Raw genomic sequence first — 20,607 nt, forward strand, 5'->3', positions numbered from 1 at the left:
CGGGGCAATCGCCGGACTCAGTCGCTGGCGGGCAGCGGCTTGGCCTCCTTGAGCGACAACGGGGTGGTGCCGATGCTGATGGTGCCCTTGCCCGCCTTGGTGACGAGCACCTCGGCGCCGCCGTCGTCGACGTAACGCTTACCCATCAGGTTGCCGTCGGCCAGCGAATCATCCAGTGTCAGGCCCGAATCCGCGGTGTCACCGACGGGGATCGCGGGCGCTCCGCCGATCCGCAGATCGTCGAGGGCCTCGGAGCTGCGAACCACGATCACCTGGGTGTCGCAGACCTGGCTCTGCAGTCGGGTGCCGTTCTTGATCATGCGCGGGCTCCTTGCTGTCAGGCCGGCTGAGCCGGCGCTTGTTGAACGGCCGGCTCAGCCGGCGATCGATCCTGGTTCAGTTCGCTGACGAGTTCGCGGCGCAACACCTTGCCGGTCGCGTTGGTGGGCAGTTCATCCCGGAACACCACCCGATCGGGAGTGCGGGACCCCCGCAGCTGGGATCGTACGTGGGCGCGCAGCTCTTCGGGGTCGGGCTCGGCACCTTGGCGGGCGACGACTACGGCGACGATGATCTGGCCCCACTGCGGGTCGTCGGCGCCGACGACGGCGCAGTCACGTACGTGCGGATGCTCGACGAGGACGTCCTCGATCTCGGCGGGCGCGATGTTCTCCCCGCCGCGGATGATGGTGTCGTCGGAGCGGCCGCCGATGAACAGGTAGCCCTGCTCGTCGAGGTAGGCGACGTCCTTGGTCGGGAACCAGCCCTGCTCGTCGAGCACCGACCCGATGTCGGTGTACTTCCCCGACACCTGCTCGCCCCGCACGAACAGCTCACCCGGCTCTCCGGGGCCGAGCACGGTGCCGTCCTCGCCGCGGACCTGGACCTCGACGCCGGGGACGGGCTGACCGACGGAACCGAGGCGGCGCAGCGCCGCGTCGTCGGAGGCAGCCAGCGCGGCGCGATGGTCGTCGGGCGTCAGCACCGCGATCGTCGAGCTTGTCTCGGTCAACCCGTAGGCGTTGACGAAGCCGACGTCGGGCAGCAGCGACAGCGCTTTACGGACCAGAGGCAGCGGCACTTTCGAGCCGCCGTAGGCCAGCGTGCGCAGGGTGGGCAGCGCGGTGTTCGTGGCCTCCAGCACGCTCACGATGCGGTCGAGCATCGTCGGCACCACCGTCGCTGAGGTGACGCCTTCGTCGCTGACGAGCTGCACCCACTTCTGGGCGTCGAAATGCCTCAGGTACACCATCTTCCGGCCCGCGTACAGGTTCGACAGTGCGGCACTGACCCCGGCGATGTGGTACGGCGGAACGCAGATCAGCGCGGCGTCGTCGGGCTCCGCCGACGCGAACTCGACGGTGCCCATGATGTAGCTCGTCAGATTCGTATGGCTGAGCTCGACGGCCTTGGGCTTCGAGGTGGTGCCGGAGGTGAACAGCACGACGCCGACCGAGTCGGGATCGGCGAACACCGGGATATCGGGGCCGGGCTGCTCATCGCGGGCGGTGGTGAGGAACTGCGCGGAACCGATCGTCCGGTAGCCGTCCCCGACCGCGTCGCGGTATTCGTCGTCGACGACGACCAGGGGATCGGGCAACCGGTCCAGCAGCGCGCGCAGGCCCTCGGCCGACAGCCGGTAGTTCAGCGGTGTCACCGGGATCGCCGCGCGGGCGGAGGCGAACAACAGCAGTGGCAGCATGGCCCCGCCGGTGCCGACGTAGGCGACGTGCTGGGCGCCGGACGCCGCGATCACCCCGGCGCCGCCGTCGGCCAGCGCGCTCAATTCGGCGGTGCTGAGCCGTAACTCGTCTGAGACCAGCGCGGTCCGGTCGGGATCGGTGTCGGCTGCCATCTCCAGCAGCAGCGAGATGCTCACGAGGTGCGCTCGTCGACGAAGATGTCCAGGATCGGTTCGTCGCCGCCGCCGTAGCCGGACAGATCGGTGACCCCGGATTCGGCGAGAATCTCCGAGTCGATGAAGCATCGCCCGTTCACCTCACCCGGGGGGCGGCTCAGGATCTGTACCGCGGCATCGGCCATGATCTCGGGGCTGCGGGACGCCTTCACCAGATCGTCCCCGGCGGCGAGGTTGGTCACCGCCGACGTCGCGATGTAGGTCTCGGGCCACAGACAGCTGAAGCCGATTGCGGTGGTGCCCTTTTCCCGGCCGTACTCCTGCGCCCAGCCCAGCGACAGCAGGCTCATCCCGTACTTGGACAGCGTGTAGGACGGGTGCGCGCCCAGCCAGTGCGGGTTCATGTTGAGTGGGGGTGCCAGCGTCAGCACGTGCGCCCCGGGGGACTTGCGCAGGTACGGCAGCGCGGCCTTCGTCAGCAGGAACGTGCCGCGGACATTGATGTCCATCATCAGATCGAACTTCTTCGCCGACAGCTGCTCGGTCGGTTCCGTCGCGATCGCGCTGGCGTTGTTGACCACGACGTCGACGCCGCCGAAGTGCTCGACGGCGGTGTCGATCGCGCGTGCGACGTCTTCTTCCTTGCGGACGTCTCCGACGACCGCGACGCCCTTGCCGCCGGCTGCCTCGACCTCGGCCACGGCGGTGTACACGGTGCCGGGGAGTTTCGGATGTGGTTCGGCGGTCTTGGCCAGCAGTACGACGTTGGCGCCGTGCCGGGCCGCGCCGAGCGCGATGGCGAGGCCGATTCCGCGGCTGCCGCCCGAGACCACGACGGTGCGGTCGGCGAACGATGGCTGGCTGGACGTACGCGACTCCGACGCCACGGTGGCCCCCTTCTGGTAGGTAGTGCCGTTCTCATTTTAGGCGAATCCCATAATCGCTGTGTACCGGGCCTTCGGCCCTTTGGATCGGGATGTCGCACCTACTGCTGCGTGCAGCTTTCCCTCAGACGGTATTGGCATTCTCATTTTTTGCAAGTACGTTATCCAACGATGAGCGAGCAAGTCGTCCCTCGGGTAGAGACCCCGTCCGGCCTCCCGCTGGAACCGGTGTACGGGCCGGATGACCGCGCGGTCGATCCGCCCGCGCCCGGCGAGTATCCGTTCACGCGGGGCAACTTCGCGTCCGGCTACCGCGGTAAGACCTGGACATTCCGGCAGTATTCCGGTTTCGGCACTGCCGAGGAGTCCAACAGCCGGTACCGCTATCTGCTGGACCAGGGCGGCACCGGCTTGTCGGTGGCACTCGACCTTCCCACCCAGTGCGGATACGACTCCGACGACGAGGAGTACGGCGAGGAGGTCGGGCGCGTCGGCGTCGCGGTGGACACGCTGGCCGACGCCGAGATCCTGTTCGACGGCATCCCGCTGGACAAGATCAGCACCAGCTTCACCATCAACGGCACCGCGGCGATCCTGCTGGCGTTCTATGTCGCGGCCGCCGAGAAGAAGGGTGTGCCGCGGGAGAAGCTGACCGGCACCATCCAGAACGACATCCTCAAGGAATACGCGTCACGCGGCACGTGGATCTGGCCGCCGGAACCGTCGCTGCGACTGATCGCCGACACCATCGAGTTCTGTGCGGCCGAGGTGCCGAGGTTCAACGCGATCTCGGTGGCGGGCGCGCACTTCCGCGATGCCGGTGCGAACGCGGTGCAGGAGATGGCGTTCACGCTGGCCGACGGCGTCACCTACTGCGATACCGTCGTGGAGCGCGGCCGGATGACGATCGACAAGTTCGCCCCGCAGATCTCGTTCTTCTTCTACACCCACGGCGACTTCTTCGAGGAGATCGCGAAGTACCGGGCCGGCCGTCGGCGCTGGGCGACCATCGTGCGGGAGCGCTACGGCGCCACCACCGACAAGGCGTCGATGTTCCGCTTCGGCTGCGTGGCAGGTGGTGCGTCGCTGTACGCGCCGCAGGCGCAGAACAACCTGGTGCGCGTGGCGTACGAGGCGCTGGCCGCGGTGCTCGGCGGTGTGCAGTCGATGTTCACCGCGGCGTGGGACGAGCCGTTCGCACTTCCCAGTGAGGAATCGGCGACGCTGGCGTTGCGCACCCAACAGATCCTGGCCTACGAGACCGGCGTGACGAAGGTGGCCGACCCGTTGGGCGGCTCCTACTTCGTCGAGGCGCTCACCGACGCCACCGAGGAGAAGATCGTCGAGATCATGCACGATCTCGAGAACCACGGCGGCATGGTGCGCTGCATCGAGGACGGCTATCTGCAGGGCCTGATCGCCGACGAGGCGTTCAAGATCCATCAGGAGGTCGAGTCGGGAGCGCGGCCGGTGGTCGGCGTGAACAAGTTCGTCGTCGACGAACCGCCGCCGGATCTGGCCACCTATGAACTCGACGCCGAGGGGCGCGACAAGCAACTCAAGCGGCTGGCCAAGGTCAAGGCCGACCGGGACGACGTCGCGGTCAAGGAAAGCTTGGCCGCGCTGGCGCGCTCGGCCGAAGGTGACGACAACCTGATGCACAGGCTGATCGACTGCGCGAACGCGTATTGCACTGTGGGCGAGATGGTGTCGACGCTGAAGTCCGTATGGGGCGAGTTCCAGCAGCCTGTCGTCTTTTAGAAGAGGAGGTGTTCTAGCGATGAGTGTGCGCGTGCTGGTCGCCAAGCCGGGGCTCGACGGCCACGACCGGGGAGCCAAGATCGTCGCCCGGACCCTGCGCGACGCGGGCTTCGAGGTGATCTACACCGGCATCCGCCAGCGCATCGAGGACATCGTGTCGATCGCGTTGCAGGAGGACGTCGCGCTGGTCGGCCTGTCGATCCTGTCCGGCGCGCACGTCGCGCTGACCCAGCGCACGGTGGATGCGCTGCGGGCCGCCGACGCGGGGGACATCGCCGTCGTCGTCGGCGGGACCATCCCGCAGGGCGACGTGCAGAAGCTGCTCGATGCCGGCGCCGCCGCGGTGTTCCCGACGGGCACCTCGCTGGAGGACCTCGTGCGCGATGTGCGGGCGCTGACGGAGAAGGTGGAGCAGGCGTGAGGCCACCGAGAGTGCGTACAGCGCGCGATTTCGGCCGGCTGCGCGATCTGAGCGCACCCTCGCTGAAGGAGGCAGGGCGATGAGGTCGGGCGGGCGAAGCGAGGGTGGGCGATGAGACTAGGCGTGATGATCGGGGCCGAGCGCGGCGATATGGCGCGCAAGGTCAGCAAGCTGGTCGCCGACATCGAATGGGCCGAATCGGCCGGGCTCGACACGGCGTGGATGCCCCAGGTGCCCAACGACTTCGACTGCCTGACCATGGTCGCGCTGATGGCTGCGCACACCTCGCGGATCGAACTGGGCACCGCCGTCGTGCCGCTGCAGGCTCAGCATCCGATCGCCCTTGCCCGGCAGGCTCTTTCGGTGCACGCGATGGCGCAGGGCCGGTTGGCGCTCGGGGTGGGGCCGTCGCATCACTGGATCGTGCGTGACATGCTCGGCATCCCGTACGAGAAGCCGGCCGCGTACACACGCGACTACCTCGAGGTGCTCGACGCCGCACTGTCCGGACCCGGCGACGTGGACGTCGAGAACGATTCGTTCACCGTGCACAATCCAACGGTTCTCGCTGCGGAGCAACCGCTTCCGGTGCTGGTGGCCGCACTCGGCCCGGTGATGCTGCAGATCGCGGGGGAGCGGGCCGACGGCACCGTGCTGTGGATGGCCGACGAGAAGGCGATCGGCGAGCACATCGCCCCGAAGATCAACAAGGCCGCGGCAGAAGCGGGACGGCCCGCGCCGCGCATCGTCGCCGGGATCCCGGTGTGCCTGTGTGCGAACTCCGAGATCGACGCCGCCAAGGACAGGGCGAACCGGATCCTGGCCGAGGCCGAGACCTCGCCGAACTATCAGCGTCTACTCGACCGCGGGGCCGCGCGCAACGTCGGTGACCTGTGCGCGGCCGGGGATGAGGAGTCAATCCTGAAGCGGTTCAAGCAGTTCGCCGATGCGGGTGTCACCGACCTGTCGGTGCGGTTGCTGCCGATCGGGGAGACGCGCGACGAGCTCGTCGCGTCGAAGTACCGGACGCGAGAGGTGATCGGAGAGCTCGCGAAGGCCGTCAAGTGACGTCGACCGGGCCCCTCGCGGGGATCCGCATCATCGAGGTCGGGGTGATGCTGGCCGGGCCGTACGCGACGATGATGCTCGCCGACCTCGGCGCCGAGGTCATCAAGATCGAGCCGCCGGGCGGGGAGATCTCACGGCAGGTCAGCGACAGCTATTTCGCGAGCCTGAACCGCAACAAGCAGAGCGTCGTGATCGATCTGCGGTCCGAGGCAGGGCGGCAGAAGCTGGGCGAGTTGGTCGCGACATCGCATGCGCTGCTGGTGAACATGAAGCCGTCGGCGATCAAGCGTCTCGGGTTGACCTACGACTCGTTGAAGGAGTTCAACGAGCGCATCGTGTGCGTGGCGATGACGGGGTTCGGGCTCGACGGCGGCGACGATCCGGCGTTCGACTACGTGATCCAGGCGGCCACCGGCGTCGCGGCGATGACCGGCGACCCGGACGGCCCACCGACGCTTCCGGGCTACTCGTCGGCGGACAACTCGACGGGACTGACCGCCGCATTGGGGTTGTTGGCACAGATCGTGTCGGGCCGCGGTGGACAGGTCGACGTGTCACTGCAGGATGTGATGCTCTCGCAGTTGAACTACCGGGCGGCGGCGTACCTCAACGACGGTGTCGAGCCGAAGCGGTATCCGTACGGCGCTCACTCGTATTACGTTCCGGCACAGCTGTTCGCGACGGCGGACGGTTTCCTGGCACTGTTCATCACCCACGATGCGTTCTGGGCGGCGTTCGCCGCCGAGGCCGGTATCGACGGGTTCGCGACGATGGCCGAGCGGGCGTCCCGCCGCGACGAGGTGCTGGCCCTGGTCGGTGCGGCCCTGGCCGCAGACACCGCGGTGAGCTGGCAGCGCCGGCTGCAGCCGCTGGGCATTCCCGCCGCGGCGGTGCGGACGTTGCCCGAGGCGTTGGACGCGATGCCTGAGGTGGTGGTCGGCGCCGGCGATTTCCGTCTGGTGCGCAGCCCCATCCGGATCGCCGGCTACGAACCCGAGTACCGCCCGGCGCCGAAGCTCGACGAGCACGCCGGGGCCGCGGCTCACTCGTCGTAATTGACCGTCACGTCCGGGGTGTCGGGGACGGCTTGGCAGGTGAGCACGTATCCCTCGGCGACCTCGTCCTCGGTCAGTGCGTCGTTGACCCGCATGGTCGCGGTGCCGGTGGTCAGCAGGGCCATGCAGGTGCCGCAGTTACCGGCTTCGCACGAGAACGGGGGGCCCATCCCGGCCCGGCGTGCGCTCTCCAGCAGGGTCTCCCCGGGCCGGTTCGCGACGGTGGCGGCGTTGCCGTCCAACTGGATGGTGATCGTGCCCTGCACGGCCGTCTCGGTCACTGCGGACCCCGTTCCCGGTGTCTGCGGGTCGGTCATATGACCCTCTCTCGACATTGTCATTCTGATAATAGGAGAATACTATTCTCCTCGACAAACGCTACTCCTCTCACCCATCATCCACGACCTGCGGAAGGGGCGCGCGCGACGTGAGTGATCCGATGGCGCTCGCCTTCGAGGATCGGCAATACTCGCTCGCCGACCTCGACGCGCTGGCCGGCGGGATGGCCGCGACACTGCGTCGCAGCGGTGTCGTCCCAGGGACTCGAGTGGCGGTCATGTCGTCGAACCGGCCCGAGTTCGTCGTCGCGCTGCGCGCGATCTGGCGGCTCGGCGCGGCCGGCGTGCTGCTGAGTCCGGCCTGGAAGCAGACCGAGGTCACCCACGCCCTGTCGCTGACCGGGGCGACGCACGCCGTCGGGGATCACCCGGTGCTGGCCGACGCGATGCCGATGTTGTCGCTCGACGACGAGATCGTGGCGGCCGATCATCCCGCCGAGCCCGTCGCCCCCGACGCGGACGCGGTGTTCGTTTTCAGTTCCGGCACCACGGGGATGCCGAAGGCGGTCCGGCACGCCCACGGCTCGCTGGCCGTCGCGATCCGGCATTGGCGGGACGCGCTCGGTCTGACGTCGGCGGACCGGATGCAGGTGATGACCCCGCCTTCGCACATCCTCGGGTTGCTCAACATCGTCATGGCGCTCGACACCGGCGCCTGGATCAGGTTGCACCGCCGCTTCGACATCGACGCGATGCTGCGTCACATCGAATCCGACCGCATCACCATCGAGATGGCCGTCGCGCCGATCGCGCTGGCACTGTCGGCGCACCCGAATCTGGAACACCACGACCTGTCGTCGTTGCGCTACATCATGTGGTGCGCCACCCCGGTCACGGGGAGCGTGGCCGAGGCCGTCACCGCGCGGACCGGGGTCAACTGGGTCACCGCCTACGGGGCCAGCGAGCTACCGGTGATCTCGTGCAACGAGCTGCAGCACGCGCGGCTCGACACCGTCGGCCGGGCCGTTGCCGGCGTGGACATCCGCGTCGTGTCCCTGGCGACCGGCGAGGTCCTGGGACCGGGCGGCGAGGGCGAGATCCAGGTCCGCTCGGAATCGGCGATGGCCGGTTATCTGCCCGATCAGTGGACCGCGGAAGCGTTTTCGGGTGACTGGTATCGCACCGGCGACGTCGGCACCCTCGATCCCGACGGTTGGCTGCGCATCACCGACCGCGCCAAGGAGATGATCAAGGTGCGCGGGTTCCAGGTCGCGCCCGCCGAGATCGAAGCGGTGCTGCACGGACATCCCGTCGTCGAGGACTGCGCGGTGTTCGGGGTGCCCGCCGACGACGGCGAGGCGATCATCGCGGCGGTGACGGTCAACGGTCCCGTCGACACCGGGGCACTCGCCGACCTGGTCGGTGACCGGCTCGCCTCCTACAAACGACCGAGCCGGGTCGTGGTGGTCGACGAAATCCCGCGCCTGCCTTCGGGCAAGGCGCTCCGGCGAGTGTTACGGGAGCGTGCGATGAGTGCGCACACTGAGAGCGGAGACAGCTGATGGACGTCCGGTTGACCAGTGAGCAGCGGCAGCTGCGTGATGCGGCCGCGGAGGTGGCGGCGGACTTCGGTCCCGGGTCGGTCGCCGATCTCGACGCCACCACCCGTCGGGCACGACTCGAAAAGGCCGTCGACGCCACCGGATTCCGGACGCTGCGCTCCGACGGGGCGTCGGCGGTCGAGGTCGCGATCGTCGCCGAGGAGTTCGGCCGGGGGCTCGTCGACGTGCCGTTCCTGGGTCCGGTGCTCGCCGACGACCTGCACCGTCGCCTGGGCCACGCACCGTCGGACGGCGGGTCCGGTCCGGCGACGGTCGACCTGACCGGAAGCCTCGCCGGCGCGGTCGAATCCCCGGCGGAACTGGCCGATCTACCCGACGAGGATTCCGGCCGGTGGTACGCGCTCGCGTTGGCCGCCACCACCGCCGACATCCTCGGTGCCGCCCGCGGAACCCAGGCGCTGGCCACCGAGTACGCGAAGGTCCGTGCACAGTACGGGGCCACCATCGGGTCCTACCAGGCTGTTGCACACATGCTCGCCGAGAGTGAGGCGCTGATCGAGGGGTCCATCAGCGTGTCGCGGCACGGCGCCTGGGCTGTCGACGAGCTTCCGGTGGACGAGGCGATCGAGGCCGCCCGAATCGCCAAGATCTACTGTGCGCGAGCCGCGTTGGCGGTCTGCGAGACCTCGATCCAGGTGCACGGCGGTATCGGCAACACCTGGGAGTGCCTGGCCCACATCTATCTGCGTCGCGTGCTGGCCGCCACCGAGGCATGGCCCGCCAAGCTGGAGGAGTTGACCATTGGACTTTCGTGATTCGCCCGACGAGGCCGCGTTCCGGCAACGGCTGCGCGACTGGCTGAAAGAGCAGAAGGGCAAGTTCCCCACCTCCGGTGACGCCTACTGGGCGAAGGCGGGGGAGTGGCACCAGGCGTTGTTCGAGGCCGGGTTCTTCGGCACGTCGTGGCCGAAGGCCTATGGCGGCCAGGATCTTCCGCCGGTCTACGACGTCATCGTCGACGAGGAGATCGCCAAGGCCGGTGCCCCGGCACGGCCCAGCCTGGGCTATCTGGTCGTCGGACTGAGCCACCACGGCAGCGAGGAACTGCGGCAGCGATTCCTGCCCGGCATGATCAACGGCACCGAGCGGTGGTGCCAGGGCTTCTCCGAGCCCGGAGCCGGATCCGATCTGGCGTCGCTGACCACGACGGCGGTCCAGGACGGCGACGAGTACATCATCCACGGGCACAAGATCTGGACGAGCTATTCCGATGTCGCGGACTGGTGTTTGGTGCTGGCGCGCACCGACAAGGACGTGCCGAAACACAAGGGCATTTCGGCGTTCATCGTCAGCATGCACCAGCCGGGCATCGAGCAGCGGCCGCTGAAGATGATCAGCGGGGTCACCAAGGAGTTCGGTCAGGTCAGCTTCGACGGGGCGCGGGTACCGGCCGAGAACATGGTCGGCGCGCCCGGTGAGGGCTGGAAGCTGGCGATGACCGTCGTCAGCCACGAACGCGAGCCCTCCACGCTCGGATTCTCGGCGCGGTACGGAAAGACGGTGCGGCAGATGGCCGCCGGACTGGACGGCACGCCGCCGGACGAATTGCGGTGGGCCTGGGTGCAGACCGAGATGCTGCGGCTGCACGTGCGCAGGCGGCTGTCGGAGCAGCTCGACGGGCTCACGCACGGTCCGCAGGGCTCGCTGGACAAGCTCCTGATGACCTGGGTCGAGCAGTCGGTGGGCCACGCCGCGCTGGCGACGGTCGGCACCGGCGACGAGGAGCTGTTCGGGGCCTACATGTACAGCCGGGCGCAGAGCGTCATGGGCGGCACGTCGCAGATTCAGAAGAACATCATCGCGCAGCGGATCTTGGGATTGGGATAGGAAACCATATGTACGGAATGCCAGACGAAATCGACGTCACCGCCGACGGTGCCCTGCGCATCATCACGCTGAACCGTCCCGACGATCTCAACGCGGTCAACGACAACCTCCACGTCGGGCTGGCCAAGATCTGGGATGAGCTCAACGAGGACACCGGCGCACGCGCGGCGGTCATCACCGGTGCGGGGCGGGCGTTTTCGGCCGGCGGCGACTTCAACTACCTCGACGAACTGCGCAACGATGAAGCGCTGCGGCAGAAGACGATCAAGCACGGCCGTGATCTCGTGATCGGCATGGTGCGCTGCCGGATCCCGCTGATCGCGGCGGTGAACGGGCCCGCGGTCGGGCTGGGCTGCAGCCTGGCGGCGTTGTCGGACATGGTCTACATCGCGGAGAACGCGTTCTTCGCCGATCCGCATGTGTCGATCGGGTTGGTCGCCGCCGACGGCGGACCGCTGGTGTGGGGTTCGCAGATCAGCCTGTTGCAGGCCAAGGAGTTCGCGCTGACCGGGGTGCGGATCAAGGCGCAGCGCGCGGTCGAACTCGGATTGGCCAACCATGTGGTCGAGGATCCGCTCGCCGAGGCGATCGCATGCGCGAAGAAGATGCTCGACCTGCCGCAGCAGGCGGTCGAGGCCACCAAGCGGTTGATGAACATCCAGCTGGAGAAGTCGGTGATGGCGTCACTGGACTACGCCAACCTCGCCGAGTACGTGTCCTTCGGGACAACGGATTTCAACCGGATCGTCGACGGCCTGATCGCCAAGAAGTAGTCGCCCCGCGCTCAGCGGGTGAGCTCTTCGGAACGTTGGATCGTGCCGGTGATGCCTGACGCGTCCTGTCGGGCGAGGAACACCGCGGCGTCGGCCATCGCCTCCGGAGGCTCGACCATCTCCGGCGGGATCTGCATGCCCGCACCGCCGGCCTGCCAGCCCTCCGTGAGCACCACGCGTGACGGGCTCAGGCAGTTGACCGCGATGTTGTCGGCGCGCAGATCGGCGGCGAGCCCCAGGTATAGCCGCTCGGCGGCGGCCTTGGACACCCAGTAGGCATTGGCGCCTTGGTCGGTCATCGTGACACCGGTGGTGGTGACCGCGATCAGCGAACCGCCGCCGCGGGCACGCACGTGCGGGATCACGGCCTTGGTGACGAGGAAGACGCCGGTGGTGTTGACGTCCAGGCACAACTGCCAGCGCTTCAGTGGGGTGGACTCGATCGGGCCGAGCCACAGCACGCCCGCGTTCGCGACGAGGATGTCGATTCCGCCGAATTCGGTGACCGTCGCGGCCACGGCTGCCTCGACCGACTCCTCGCTGGTGACGTCACAGACCACCGGCAGCGCGCGCCCGCCCTCGTCGGTGATGCGTTGGGCGACAGAGCCGATGGTGCCGGGCAGCTTGCCCTCGTGTTCGGAGCGCGCCGCCACGGCCACCGCGGCGCCGGCGCGCGCCAGCGCCACGGCCACCGTGGCGCCGATGCCACGGCTGGCGCCGGCAACGAACGCGACCTTGCCGTGCAGCGACGCGGACGGGTTCACTTCGGCGGGAACCGCAGCGCCCCGTCGAGCCGGATGATCTCGCCGTTGAGGTAGTCGTTCTCGATGATGCTCTGTGCCAGCTGCGCGTACTCGGTCGCACGGCCCATCCGCTTCGGGAACGGCACCTGCGGGCCCCAGTACTGCTCGAGTTGGTCGGCGGCCTGGCCGTAGGCCGGCGTGTTGATGGTGCCGGGGGCAATGGTGACCACCCGAATCCCCAACGGCGACAGATCACGAGCGGCGACCAGCGTCATGCCCAGCACGCCGCCCTTGGCCGCCGCGTACGGCAGTTGGCCGATCTGTCCCTCGTAGCCGGCGATCGACGCGGTGTTCACGATGACGCCGCGTGCGCCTTCCTCCAGCGGCTCGGATTTGGCGATCTCCGCCGCCGCCAGGCGCATCACGTTGAACACCGCGGTCAGGTAGAACTCGATCGTCTTCTTGAACCCGTCGAGGTCCAGCGGAGAGCCGTCCTTGCCGATCAACCGGCCGCCGCTGGCGGGTCCGCCGTGGGTGTCGACCGAGATGCGGAACGGCCCAAGCGATGTCGCCTCGGCGATCGCGGCGTTGACGGACTCCTCGGAGGTCGCGTCGGTCCGTACGTAGCGCACCCCGAGCTCGGATTCCAGCGCCTTGCCCTTGTCGTCGGCCAGATCGGCGACGACGACCTTGGCTCCCGCGCCCGCCAGGCGGCGCACTGTGGCCTCTCCCAGACCGCCGGCACCGCCGACGACCAGGGCTGAGCTTCCGGCGATCTGCATCGGGACCTCCCTGAAATGAAGACTCTCTACAGCGGAGAATAACATTCTCGCTGTGGGAACGGTCAGCGACGTGAAAAGGAAATCGCGTGCGTACTCTGTCTGACGTGACGATCGACGAGCTCATCGCCGCTGCTCGGGGCGGGTCGCAGCGCGCCACCGGCCGGCTGCTCAGCTTCGTGGAGAGCCCGAGACGCGGGGAGGTGCTCGACGCGCTCGGGCCGGTCACCTCGGCGCGCGTGCTCGGGATCACCGGCCCACCGGGGGCGGGGAAGTCGACGACCGTCGGCGCGCTGGTCGGGGCGTACCGGGCGGGCGGCAAACGCGTCGCAGTGCTCGCCGTCGACCCGTCGTCGCCCTACAGCGGCGGCGCGCTGCTCGGTGACCGGATCCGGATGGCGGCCCACATCAACGATCCCGACGTACTGATCCGCTCGGTGGCCACCCGCGGGCACCTCGGCGGGCTCGCCGCGGCGGTGCCCGCGGCGATCACACTGCTCTCGGCGCTCGGGTACGACCTGGTGATCCTGGAGACGGTCGGCGTCGGGCAGTCCGAGATCGAGATCGCCGCGGTGGCCGATCCGACCGTCGTGGTGCTCAATCCCGGTGCGGGGGACGCGATTCAGGCGGCGAAGGCGGGACTGCTGGAAGTCGCCGACATCGTGGTGGTGAACAAGGCCGATCGGGACGGCGCCGACCAGACGGTGCGGGACCTGCGCGGCGAGACCGACGTGCCGATCCTCAAGCTCATCGCCGCCCAGAACGTCGGTATCACGGAGTTCGTCGACGCGATCGACACCCACCACCGCGCCGACACCCCGCGGCGCCGCTCGGCGCGGGCGCGGTCGCAGATCCTGTCACTGGCGCAGACACTGCTGCGCAATCACCCGGACCTGGATCGACTGGCCGACTCGGTGGCCACCGGCGCCGAGGACGCCTACACCGCCGCGGAGCGTCTGTTCGCCGCCGATGTCTCAGAGGGCAGGTCCAGCATCCGCCGTGACATCTGAATGAGCTGCGCGCGTAAGGTTTCCGCATCCAGATCGGCGACCAGCGGATGCATGACGGCCACACTGATCGCGCTGGACAGCATCGCGGCGTGCACGCGCGCCTCCACCCCGGACTCGGTGCCCAGCAGCGCCGCGTAGAGGCGTTCGATGAACCGTTGGAACGGTTCGTGTTCGGCCTGCAACCGGATGATGACCGGGTCGAACTGCAGCACGCTGACCACGCCGCGCCGTTCGACGGCCTGGTCGATCATCTGGTGCAACAGGATCTCGCGCGAGCGCAGGCCGTGTCCCTCGGCTTCGGCGGCGTCGAGGGCGGGTTCGAGGCTGCTCAGTTCGCGCTCGGTGATCGCGATGACGATCTCTTCCTTGGTCTTGAACTGGCGGTAGACCGCGGCTTTCGTGACACCCATCGCGTCGGCGATCATCTGCAGCGAGGTGCCGCTGACGCCGCGCTCGGCGATGAGTTTCAGCGCGGCGTCGAGGACCCGGGTCTGGGCCGCGGTGCGCTTGACGGCGCTGAAGCTTCCCTCGGTCCCGGTCATCCCGTCGAGGATAGTCGACCGGCCCCGGGTGCGGTTGCCGATCGGCTACCGGGTCAGGGCAGCGACTGCCCGGTGGCTGCGGTGTAGCCGGCGCGGTAGCCGAACACCATCGCGGGGCCGATGGTGCCGCCGGCGCCGCCGTAGGCCTTCCCGGTGGCACCGGCCATCGCATTGCCCGCGGCGAACAGCCCGGTGATCGCGGTTCCGCTGACGTGCAACACGCGGCCGTCGCGGTCGGTGCGCGGCCCGCCCTTGGTGCCCATCGCGCCGATCGCCACCGGGACGGCGTAGTACGGCGCGGTGTCGATCGGTCCGAGGGTCTGGCCCGCGGTGGTAGCGGCCGACGTGTCACCCCAGTAGCCGTCGTACGCGCTTGCGCCACGGCCGAATTCAGGATCGTGTTCGGCGGCTGTGTTGGCGTTCCACGTGGCCAGCGTCGCGGCGAGACCGACGGGGTCGATTCCGGTCTTCTTGCCGAGCTCGTCGAGGTCGGCCGATTTGCAGAACCAGTCCGGCACCGGCCCGTCGGGATCCACCCCGAGGAAGCCGTAGTTCTTCAGGTGCAGCGAATCGAAGACGATCCACGCGGGATCGTTGGCGTACCCGAGCTTGGGATCGAGGAAGTGGAACGGCCCGGCCATCGAGTTGTACTCACCGGCCTCGTTGAGGAACCGCTTGCCGGCCCGGTTGACGATGATGCTGCGTGGTCGGGTGCGTTCCAGTCGGACGCTGCGGCTGCGGGGACGCCCGCCGAAGGTGTCGCCGGGAATCTGCACGATCGGCACCCACCAGGCCTCGCCCATGTTGGCCAGGTCCGCGCCGTGGGCCATCGCCATCCGCAACCCGTCGCCGGTGTTGTTGGGCGGGGACACCGCACCGCGCATCGGGCCGCGAAGGTACGCCTCCACCAGGCGTTGGTCCCATTCGAAGCCGCCGGTGCCGAGGATGACCGCCTTGCGGGCACGCACCCGGAAATCGTTGCCGCCCTGCTCGATCCGCACCCCGGTGATGCCGAGTGCGTCGGCGATCAGCTCGATGGCGCGCGCCTCGGTCCGTGGCGCGATGCCGCGATCGAGCAACCCCTTGAGAAGGCCGGCGATCAGCGCGGTGCCCGCGACGCAGAAGTCGCCGTCCTCGCTGTCCACCGAGGCGTGGATCCGCGCGCGGGTCTCGGCGTCGATGCCGACGTTGCTGAAGTCGGCCGGGAAGGACGAGATCCGCGTGCCCCATTCGCCGAGCCGGGACAGGTCGAACGGTTTGGCGTTGAGCGACCGCCCGCCACCGGGCTTTCCGCCGGGCAGTTCCGGCTTGTAATCCGGGAACCCGGCGGCGACCTCGAAGACCAGATCGCTGTGCTGCTCCACGAAGTCGAGCATCGGGGCACCCGTTCTGACGAACGTCTCCACCAACTCGTCGTCCATGTACCCGAGGGACTGCGCCCGCAGGTAAGCCATCGCGTCCTCGACGCTCAACTCAGCGTCAGATGCGCGGTCGTGCGCCGGAATCCACACGATTCCGCCCGATACCGCGGTGGTCCCGCCGACGGTCGCGGCCTTCTCGTAGACCTCCACCGTCGCGCCGCTGACGGCGGCGGCCAGCGCGGCGGTCAGGCCTGCCCCGCCGCTGCCCAGAACGACGACGTCGACCTCGTGATCCCACTCGGTCACCGCGGTCTCCTCCCTGTTGGTTCGTGACGGGCCGATCAGCGCAGAATCGCCGATAACTCGTTGGCGGCCTTGATGACTGCATCGCGTCCCTCGATCACCACGTCCTCGCGGTGCGAGATCAGGTTGATGCAGGTCGGCGGCGACGGCGGTGTACGCCGGACGGGTACGGCGAGTCCGTAGGTGTTCGGTTCGATCTCACCGTGGGTGATCACCCAACCCTGTTGGCGCGCTTGGTTCACCAGGTCGCGCTCGCCGGGCCGGGGCGGCATGCTGGCCAGCAGTGCGATGCCGGCTGCGCCACGGTCCAACGGGTAGCGGCTGCCCTCGTGGAACGACAGCTGGTAGAAGACGTTGGTCGGCACGATCACCGCGACGGCGACCTGTTGATCGCCCTCGGCGACCAATAACGACACCGTGGTGCCGAGTTCGTCGGCCAACGCGCGCAGCGTCGGTACACACAGTTGGCGGACGTTGTTGTCGAAGGACGCCCCGAGCACCGCCAGCGCCGCGGCCGACCTGTACCGGCCGTCTTCACCTTTTGTCACGAAGCGGAACTGCGCCAGCGTGGTCAGCAGCCGGTAGGCGATGGTGCGGTGGACGCCGATGTCCTGGGCGACCTGCGCGACCGTGAGCCCGGTCGGTGACGCGGCGACCAACTGCAGCGCGTTGAGCCCGCGCGCCAGGGTCTGAGATCCGGGGGCACCCGAACCCGCGTTCGCGTTTCCGGGATCAGTCATACGGACCTTCCTTGACAGACGCTGTCGGGAGAGTGATGCTCTGACTATAGTGCACATGCATGTGCGATAAATGAGCAAAGCGCTTACAGAATACGAGAATACGATTCTCACCGTCAAGGTTCGGACGGGACTCCAAGGAAGGAGTGTGCAGGTGACGGAGTTCGAGAGCGTGTGGAGCGATCTGCAAGGGGTCGCGTTCTCCCAGGGCTACCTCGACGCCGGCGGTGTGCGCACCCGGTACCTGCACGCGGGCGACCGGGACAAGCCGGCACTGGTCTTCCTACACGGCTCGGGCGGGCACGCCGAGGCCTATGTGCGCAACCTCGAGGCGCACGCCGAGCACTTCTCCACGTGGTCGATCGACATGCTCGGCCACGGCTACACGGACAGGCCCGGCCATCCGCTCGAAATTCCGCACTACATCAGCCATCTCGTGGATGTCCTCGACGCCATCGGCGCCGAGCGTGCACACATCAGCGGTGAATCGCTGGGCGGGTGGGTCGCGTCCCGGTTGGCCGTGGACCATCCCGGGCGCGTCGACCGCCTGGTCCTCAACACCGCCGGGGGCTCGCAGGCCGACCCCGAGGTGATGAAGCGGATCATCACGTTGTCGATGGCCGCCGCCGAGAACCCGACCTGGGACACGGTGCAGGCGCGGATCAAATGGCTGATGGCCGACAAGTCCAAGGACTACGACGACATCGTCGCCAGCAGGCAGCGCGTCTATCGTCAGCCCGGCTTCGTCAACGCGATGCGCGACATCATGGCGCTGCAGGATCCCGAGATCCGCCGGCGAAACCTGCTCGGGCCCAGCGACTACGGCGCCATCACGGCTCCCACGCTGGTGGTGTGGACCAGTGACGACCCGACCGCCGACGTCGAGGAGGGGCGCCGCATCGCGTCGATGATCCCGGGCGCCCGCTTCGAGGTGATGCCGGGCTGTGGCCACTGGCCCCAGTATGAGGACCCCAAGACGTTCAACCGGCTTCACCTCGACTTCCTGCTGGGGCGGGCATGACCGTCGATGCGGACGTGGTGATCGTCGGCGCCGGGCCGTCGGGGCTGACCCTGGCCAATATCCTTGGCCTGCAGGGCGTTCGCGTGCTCATCGTCGATGAGCGCGACAAGCTCATCGACTACCCCCGCGGCGTCGGCCTCGACGACGAGTCACTGCGGACGTTCCAGTCGATCGGGCTGATCGACCAGGTGCTGCCGCACACCGTACCCAACCAGATCCTCCGGTTCTTCGACGCCGACCGGAAGCTGCTCGCCGAGATGGCCCCTCCGGACGCACGTTTCGGCTGGCCCAAACGCAACGGCTTCGTCCAGCCGATGGTCGATGCCGAGCTCTACGCCGGGCTGGACCGGTTCGAGCATGTCGAGGTCCGGTTCGGCCACCGGATGCACGCGTGCACGGAGACCGCCGACGGGGTCGTCGTCGAGTTCGACGGCGGACAGCCCGCGGTATCGGCCCGGTACGTGGTGGGGTGCGACGGCGGCCGTAGCGCCACCCGACGCCTGATGGGGGTGTCGTTCGACGGGACCACCTCATCGACGCGATGGCTGGTCGTCGACATCGCCAACGATCCGCTCGGGCACCCCAACAGCGAGGTCGGTGCGGACCCGCGGCGGCCCTACGTGTCGATCGCGATCGCCCATGGCATCCGGCGATTCGAGTTCATGATCCATCCGCACGAATCCGATGAAGAGGCCGACGATCCGGCCTTCGTCCGGCGGATGGTGGGCCGGCTGATCCCGTACCCGGAACGTGTCGACATGATCCGGCACCGCGTCTACACCCACCACTCCCGGATCGCCGGCTCGTTCCGCAAGGGCAGGCTGATGCTGGCCGGCGACGCGGCACACCTGATGCCGGTGTGGCAGGGCCAGGGCTACAACAGCGGCATCAGGGATGCGGCGAACCTCGGCTGGAAACTGGCCGCCGTCGTCACCGGCAAGGCCGGCGACGCGCTGCTGGACACCTACGACGCGGAGCGGCGCAAGCACGCCCGCGCGATGATCGATCTGTCCACGATGGTGGGCCGGGTCATCTCGCCGACCAACCGGAAGGTCGCCGCGCTGCGCGACCGGGTGATCCACGCGGCCTCGGCGGTGCCGTCGCTGAAGCGCTACGTGCTGGAGATGCGCTTCAAACCGATGCCGCGCTACCAGCAGGGCGCCGTCTACCACCACCCGCAGGCCGCTGCGAACTCACCGACCGGCACGCTGTTCATCCAGCCGCGGGTCGACACCCGCGACGCGCAGAACGTGCTGCTCGACGAGGTCCTCGGAACCGGATTCGCGGTGCTGTGCTGGAGCAACAACCTGCGCGCGGTACTCGGAAACGACACATTCGAGCAGTGGAAGGCGTTGGGCGCCAGGTTCGTCGAGGTGCGGCCGATGTCGCAGCTGCGGTGGCCGGGACACGACGACCCCGACGTCATCGTGGTCGGCGACCGCGCCGGGGCGCTGAAATCCTGGTTCGACGTCTACACCGATTCCGTACTGTTCCTGCGGCCCGACCGCTGCATCGCCGCGGCCTGCATCGCGCAGCGCGCGCCGGAGACCTCGACGGCACTGTTCGAGGTGCTGCACCTGACCCAGGGAGGAGGGGCCGGTTCACATGGCGAAAAGTCAGATGGCTCTGTGCTGCATGTCGCACAGTCCGCTGCTGAATCTTCCGGGGCCGTCACAGGAACTCCTTGACGACATCGAGGGCGCGATCGTCGCGGCCAGGGACTTCGTCACCGACTTCGATCCCGAACTCGTCGTCACCTTCTCACCCGACCACTACAACGGGTTCTTCTATCGAGCGATGCCGCCGTTCTGCATCGGCACCGCGGCCACCGGCGTCGGCGACTACGGCACCTACAAGGGCCCGCTGAACGTGCCCGCCGACCTTGCCACCGACTGTGCCCGCGCGGTGCTCGACGCCGACGTCGACGTCGCGCTGTCGGCGGCGATGGACGTCGACCACGGCACCGTGCAGCCGCTGGAGAAGCTCTTCGGGAACGCCTCGGTGCGGCCGGTGATCCCGGTGTTCGTCAACTCGGTGGCCGCTCCGCTGGGCCCGATCCGCCGGGTGCGTGCGCTCGGCGCCGCGGTAGGCGCGCATCTGGGCACTCTCGGCAAGAGGATTCTGGTGATCGGCTCCGGCGGGCTGTCGCATGACCCGCCGGTGCCGACGCTGGCCACCGCCCCCGCGGCCGCGCTGGAACGCATCGTCCACGGCGCCCCGATGAGTGACGACCAGCGTCAGGCCCGTCAGAGTGCCGTGATGGCGGCCGCCCGCGAATTCGCCGCGGGGCAGGGGAAACTGGCGCCGCTGAACCCCGACTGGGACAACGCATTCCTCGACCTCGTCGACAGTGGCCGCCTCGCCGAGGTGGACCGCTGGGACAACTCCTGGGTGGCCCAACAGGCGGGCAACTCCGCCCATGAGGTCAGAACGTGGGTGGCCGCTTTCGCGGCGCTCGCGGCACAGGGCGACTACCGGACCGGCAACCGGTTCTACCGGGCGGCACCGGAACTGATCGCCGGGTTCGCGATCCGAACGGCGGTGATTGCGTGACCTCCCCGATC

At 68.4% G+C, this 20,607-nt stretch carries 21 protein-coding genes; 12 read left to right on the plus strand and 9 right to left on the minus strand.

Annotated features, from left to right (window positions below; translation table 11 throughout):
- Positions 1–17: 17 nt before the first annotated feature.
- From BST38_RS20940 to BST38_RS20950, 3 genes are read right to left on the minus strand one after another with little or no spacing between them, the layout of a single operon-like run.
- Positions 18–320 (minus strand): hypothetical protein, encoded by a 303-nt coding sequence (locus BST38_RS20940; protein ID WP_083145401.1) that lies wholly within the window; start codon positions 318–320, stop codon positions 18–20.
- 17 nt (positions 321–337) lie between these two features.
- Positions 338–1,879, minus strand: coding sequence for a class I adenylate-forming enzyme family protein (locus BST38_RS20945; RefSeq protein WP_083145402.1), 1,542 nt, complete (start codon positions 1,877–1,879; stop codon positions 338–340).
- Complete coding sequence (locus BST38_RS20950) at positions 1,876–2,745, minus strand: SDR family oxidoreductase (protein WP_083145403.1); 870 nt, start codon at positions 2,743–2,745, stop codon at positions 1,876–1,878. The genes BST38_RS20945 and BST38_RS20950 overlap by 4 nt, the downstream gene beginning before the upstream one ends.
- A 168-nt stretch (positions 2,746–2,913) precedes the next feature.
- On the opposite strand from BST38_RS20950, the gene BST38_RS20955 reads away from it, so the two are divergent.
- The 4 genes from BST38_RS20955 to BST38_RS20970 all read left to right on the plus strand — a co-directional run bounded on the left by BST38_RS20955 (position 2,914) and on the right by BST38_RS20970 (position 7,047).
- Positions 2,914–4,503: a methylmalonyl-CoA mutase family protein gene (locus tag BST38_RS20955; RefSeq protein WP_083145404.1), complete on the plus strand. Its 1,590-nt coding sequence runs from the start codon at positions 2,914–2,916 to the stop codon at positions 4,501–4,503.
- 19 nt (positions 4,504–4,522) lie between these two features.
- Positions 4,523–4,924: a cobalamin B12-binding domain-containing protein gene (locus BST38_RS20960; RefSeq protein WP_083145405.1), complete on the plus strand. Its 402-nt coding sequence runs from the start codon at positions 4,523–4,525 to the stop codon at positions 4,922–4,924.
- 111 nt (positions 4,925–5,035) lie between these two features.
- Positions 5,036–5,992: an LLM class F420-dependent oxidoreductase gene (locus BST38_RS20965; protein ID WP_083145406.1), complete on the plus strand. Its 957-nt coding sequence runs from the start codon at positions 5,036–5,038 to the stop codon at positions 5,990–5,992.
- Positions 5,989–7,047 carry a CaiB/BaiF CoA transferase family protein gene (locus BST38_RS20970; protein ID WP_083145407.1) on the plus strand — a complete coding sequence of 353 codons (1,059 nt, stop codon included), beginning with the start codon at positions 5,989–5,991 and terminating at the stop codon, positions 7,045–7,047. Before BST38_RS20965 ends, BST38_RS20970 begins: the two co-directional genes overlap by 4 nt.
- On the opposite strand, the gene BST38_RS20975 is transcribed toward BST38_RS20970, so the two are convergent.
- Complete coding sequence (locus BST38_RS20975; RefSeq protein ID WP_083145408.1) at positions 7,035–7,364, minus strand: 2Fe-2S iron-sulfur cluster-binding protein; 330 nt, start codon at positions 7,362–7,364, stop codon at positions 7,035–7,037. The two genes, BST38_RS20970 and BST38_RS20975, sit on opposite strands and share 13 nt — an antisense overlap.
- 110 nt (positions 7,365–7,474) lie before the next feature.
- On the opposite strand from BST38_RS20975, the gene BST38_RS20980 reads away from it, so the two are divergent.
- The 4 genes from BST38_RS20980 to BST38_RS20995 are packed head-to-tail and all read left to right on the plus strand — an operon-like array spanning position 7,475 to position 11,547.
- Positions 7,475–8,887, plus strand: coding sequence for a class I adenylate-forming enzyme family protein (locus tag BST38_RS20980; protein ID WP_083145409.1), 1,413 nt, complete (start codon positions 7,475–7,477; stop codon positions 8,885–8,887).
- Positions 8,887–9,702, plus strand: coding sequence for an acyl-CoA dehydrogenase family protein (locus tag BST38_RS20985; protein ID WP_083145410.1), 816 nt, complete (start codon positions 8,887–8,889; stop codon positions 9,700–9,702). The genes BST38_RS20980 and BST38_RS20985 overlap by 1 nt, the downstream gene beginning before the upstream one ends.
- Complete coding sequence (locus BST38_RS20990) at positions 9,689–10,774, plus strand: acyl-CoA dehydrogenase family protein (protein WP_083145411.1); 1,086 nt, start codon at positions 9,689–9,691, stop codon at positions 10,772–10,774. The genes BST38_RS20985 and BST38_RS20990 overlap by 14 nt, the downstream gene beginning before the upstream one ends.
- Before the next feature lie 8 nt (positions 10,775–10,782).
- Positions 10,783–11,547, plus strand: a complete 765-nt coding sequence (locus tag BST38_RS20995) for an enoyl-CoA hydratase/isomerase family protein (RefSeq protein ID WP_083145412.1) — start codon at positions 10,783–10,785, stop codon at positions 11,545–11,547.
- An 11-nt stretch (positions 11,548–11,558) separates the two neighbouring features.
- Here BST38_RS20995 and BST38_RS21000 read toward each other — a convergent pair whose 3' ends face one another.
- Positions 11,559–12,311: an SDR family oxidoreductase gene (locus BST38_RS21000; RefSeq protein WP_083145413.1), complete on the minus strand. Its 753-nt coding sequence runs from the start codon at positions 12,309–12,311 to the stop codon at positions 11,559–11,561.
- Entirely contained in the window at positions 12,308–13,072 is a 765-nt protein-coding gene (locus BST38_RS21005) for an SDR family NAD(P)-dependent oxidoreductase (protein WP_083145414.1), read from the minus strand. Before BST38_RS21005 ends, BST38_RS21000 begins: the two co-directional genes overlap by 4 nt.
- Before the next feature lie 104 nt (positions 13,073–13,176).
- Between BST38_RS21005 and meaB the strand changes: the two genes are divergently transcribed.
- Complete coding sequence (meaB, locus tag BST38_RS21010) at positions 13,177–14,079, plus strand: methylmalonyl Co-A mutase-associated GTPase MeaB (RefSeq protein ID WP_083145415.1); 903 nt, start codon at positions 13,177–13,179, stop codon at positions 14,077–14,079.
- Here meaB and BST38_RS21015 read toward each other — a convergent pair.
- From BST38_RS21015 to BST38_RS21025, 3 genes are read right to left on the minus strand one after another with little or no spacing between them, the layout of a single operon-like run.
- Positions 14,007–14,621 carry a TetR/AcrR family transcriptional regulator gene (locus tag BST38_RS21015; RefSeq protein ID WP_083145416.1) on the minus strand — a complete coding sequence of 205 codons (615 nt, stop codon included), beginning with the start codon at positions 14,619–14,621 and terminating at the stop codon, positions 14,007–14,009. The two genes, meaB and BST38_RS21015, sit on opposite strands and share 73 nt — an antisense overlap.
- 53 nt (positions 14,622–14,674) lie before the next feature.
- Positions 14,675–16,288, minus strand: a complete 1,614-nt coding sequence (locus tag BST38_RS21020) for an FAD-dependent oxidoreductase (RefSeq protein WP_083145417.1) — start codon at positions 16,286–16,288, stop codon at positions 14,675–14,677.
- 35 nt (positions 16,289–16,323) lie between these two features.
- Positions 16,324–17,025 carry an IclR family transcriptional regulator gene (locus BST38_RS21025; protein WP_083145418.1) on the minus strand — a complete coding sequence of 234 codons (702 nt, stop codon included), beginning with the start codon at positions 17,023–17,025 and terminating at the stop codon, positions 16,324–16,326.
- 151 nt (positions 17,026–17,176) lie between these two features.
- On the opposite strand from BST38_RS21025, the gene BST38_RS21030 reads away from it, so the two are divergent.
- From BST38_RS21030 to BST38_RS21040, 3 genes are read left to right on the plus strand one after another with little or no spacing between them, the layout of a single operon-like run.
- Positions 17,177–18,043 carry an alpha/beta fold hydrolase gene (locus BST38_RS21030; protein WP_083145455.1) on the plus strand — a complete coding sequence of 289 codons (867 nt, stop codon included), beginning with the start codon at positions 17,177–17,179 and terminating at the stop codon, positions 18,041–18,043.
- Positions 18,040–19,731: a bifunctional 3-(3-hydroxy-phenyl)propionate/3-hydroxycinnamic acid hydroxylase gene (locus BST38_RS21035; protein ID WP_083145419.1), complete on the plus strand. Its 1,692-nt coding sequence runs from the start codon at positions 18,040–18,042 to the stop codon at positions 19,729–19,731. The genes BST38_RS21030 and BST38_RS21035 overlap by 4 nt, the downstream gene beginning before the upstream one ends.
- Positions 19,679–20,596 (plus strand): 3-carboxyethylcatechol 2,3-dioxygenase, encoded by a 918-nt coding sequence (locus BST38_RS21040; protein ID WP_237160863.1) that lies wholly within the window; start codon positions 19,679–19,681, stop codon positions 20,594–20,596. The genes BST38_RS21035 and BST38_RS21040 overlap by 53 nt, the downstream gene beginning before the upstream one ends.
- Positions 20,597–20,607 lie beyond the last annotated feature (11 nt).

The sequence above is a fragment of the Mycolicibacterium parafortuitum genome (assembly GCF_002086815.1).
GTDB classification, from domain to species: Bacteria; Actinomycetota; Actinomycetes; order Mycobacteriales; family Mycobacteriaceae; genus Mycobacterium; species Mycobacterium parafortuitum.

Coding starts and splice junctions, on each gene's coding strand:
- BST38_RS21040 (WP_237160863.1), top strand. CDS start 19,679: ATGTCGCACAGTCCGCTGCTGAATCTTCCGGGGCCGTCACAGGAACTC.
- BST38_RS20965 (WP_083145406.1), top strand. CDS start 5,036: ATGAGACTAGGCGTGATGATCGGGGCCGAGCGCGGCGATATGGCGCGC.
- BST38_RS21015 (WP_083145416.1), bottom strand. CDS start 14,621: ATGACCGGGACCGAGGGAAGCTTCAGCGCCGTCAAGCGCACCGCGGCC.
- BST38_RS20955 (WP_083145404.1), top strand. CDS start 2,914: ATGAGCGAGCAAGTCGTCCCTCGGGTAGAGACCCCGTCCGGCCTCCCG.
- BST38_RS20960 (WP_083145405.1), top strand. CDS start 4,523: ATGAGTGTGCGCGTGCTGGTCGCCAAGCCGGGGCTCGACGGCCACGAC.
- BST38_RS21035 (WP_083145419.1), top strand. CDS start 18,040: ATGACCGTCGATGCGGACGTGGTGATCGTCGGCGCCGGGCCGTCGGGG.
- BST38_RS20995 (WP_083145412.1), top strand. CDS start 10,783: ATGTACGGAATGCCAGACGAAATCGACGTCACCGCCGACGGTGCCCTG.
- BST38_RS20975 (WP_083145408.1), bottom strand. CDS start 7,364: ATGACCGACCCGCAGACACCGGGAACGGGGTCCGCAGTGACCGAGACG.
- BST38_RS20985 (WP_083145410.1), top strand. CDS start 8,887: ATGGACGTCCGGTTGACCAGTGAGCAGCGGCAGCTGCGTGATGCGGCC.
- BST38_RS21025 (WP_083145418.1), bottom strand. CDS start 17,025: ATGACTGATCCCGGAAACGCGAACGCGGGTTCGGGTGCCCCCGGATCT.
- BST38_RS21005 (WP_083145414.1), bottom strand. CDS start 13,072: ATGCAGATCGCCGGAAGCTCAGCCCTGGTCGTCGGCGGTGCCGGCGGT.
- BST38_RS20940 (WP_083145401.1), bottom strand. CDS start 320: ATGATCAAGAACGGCACCCGACTGCAGAGCCAGGTCTGCGACACCCAG.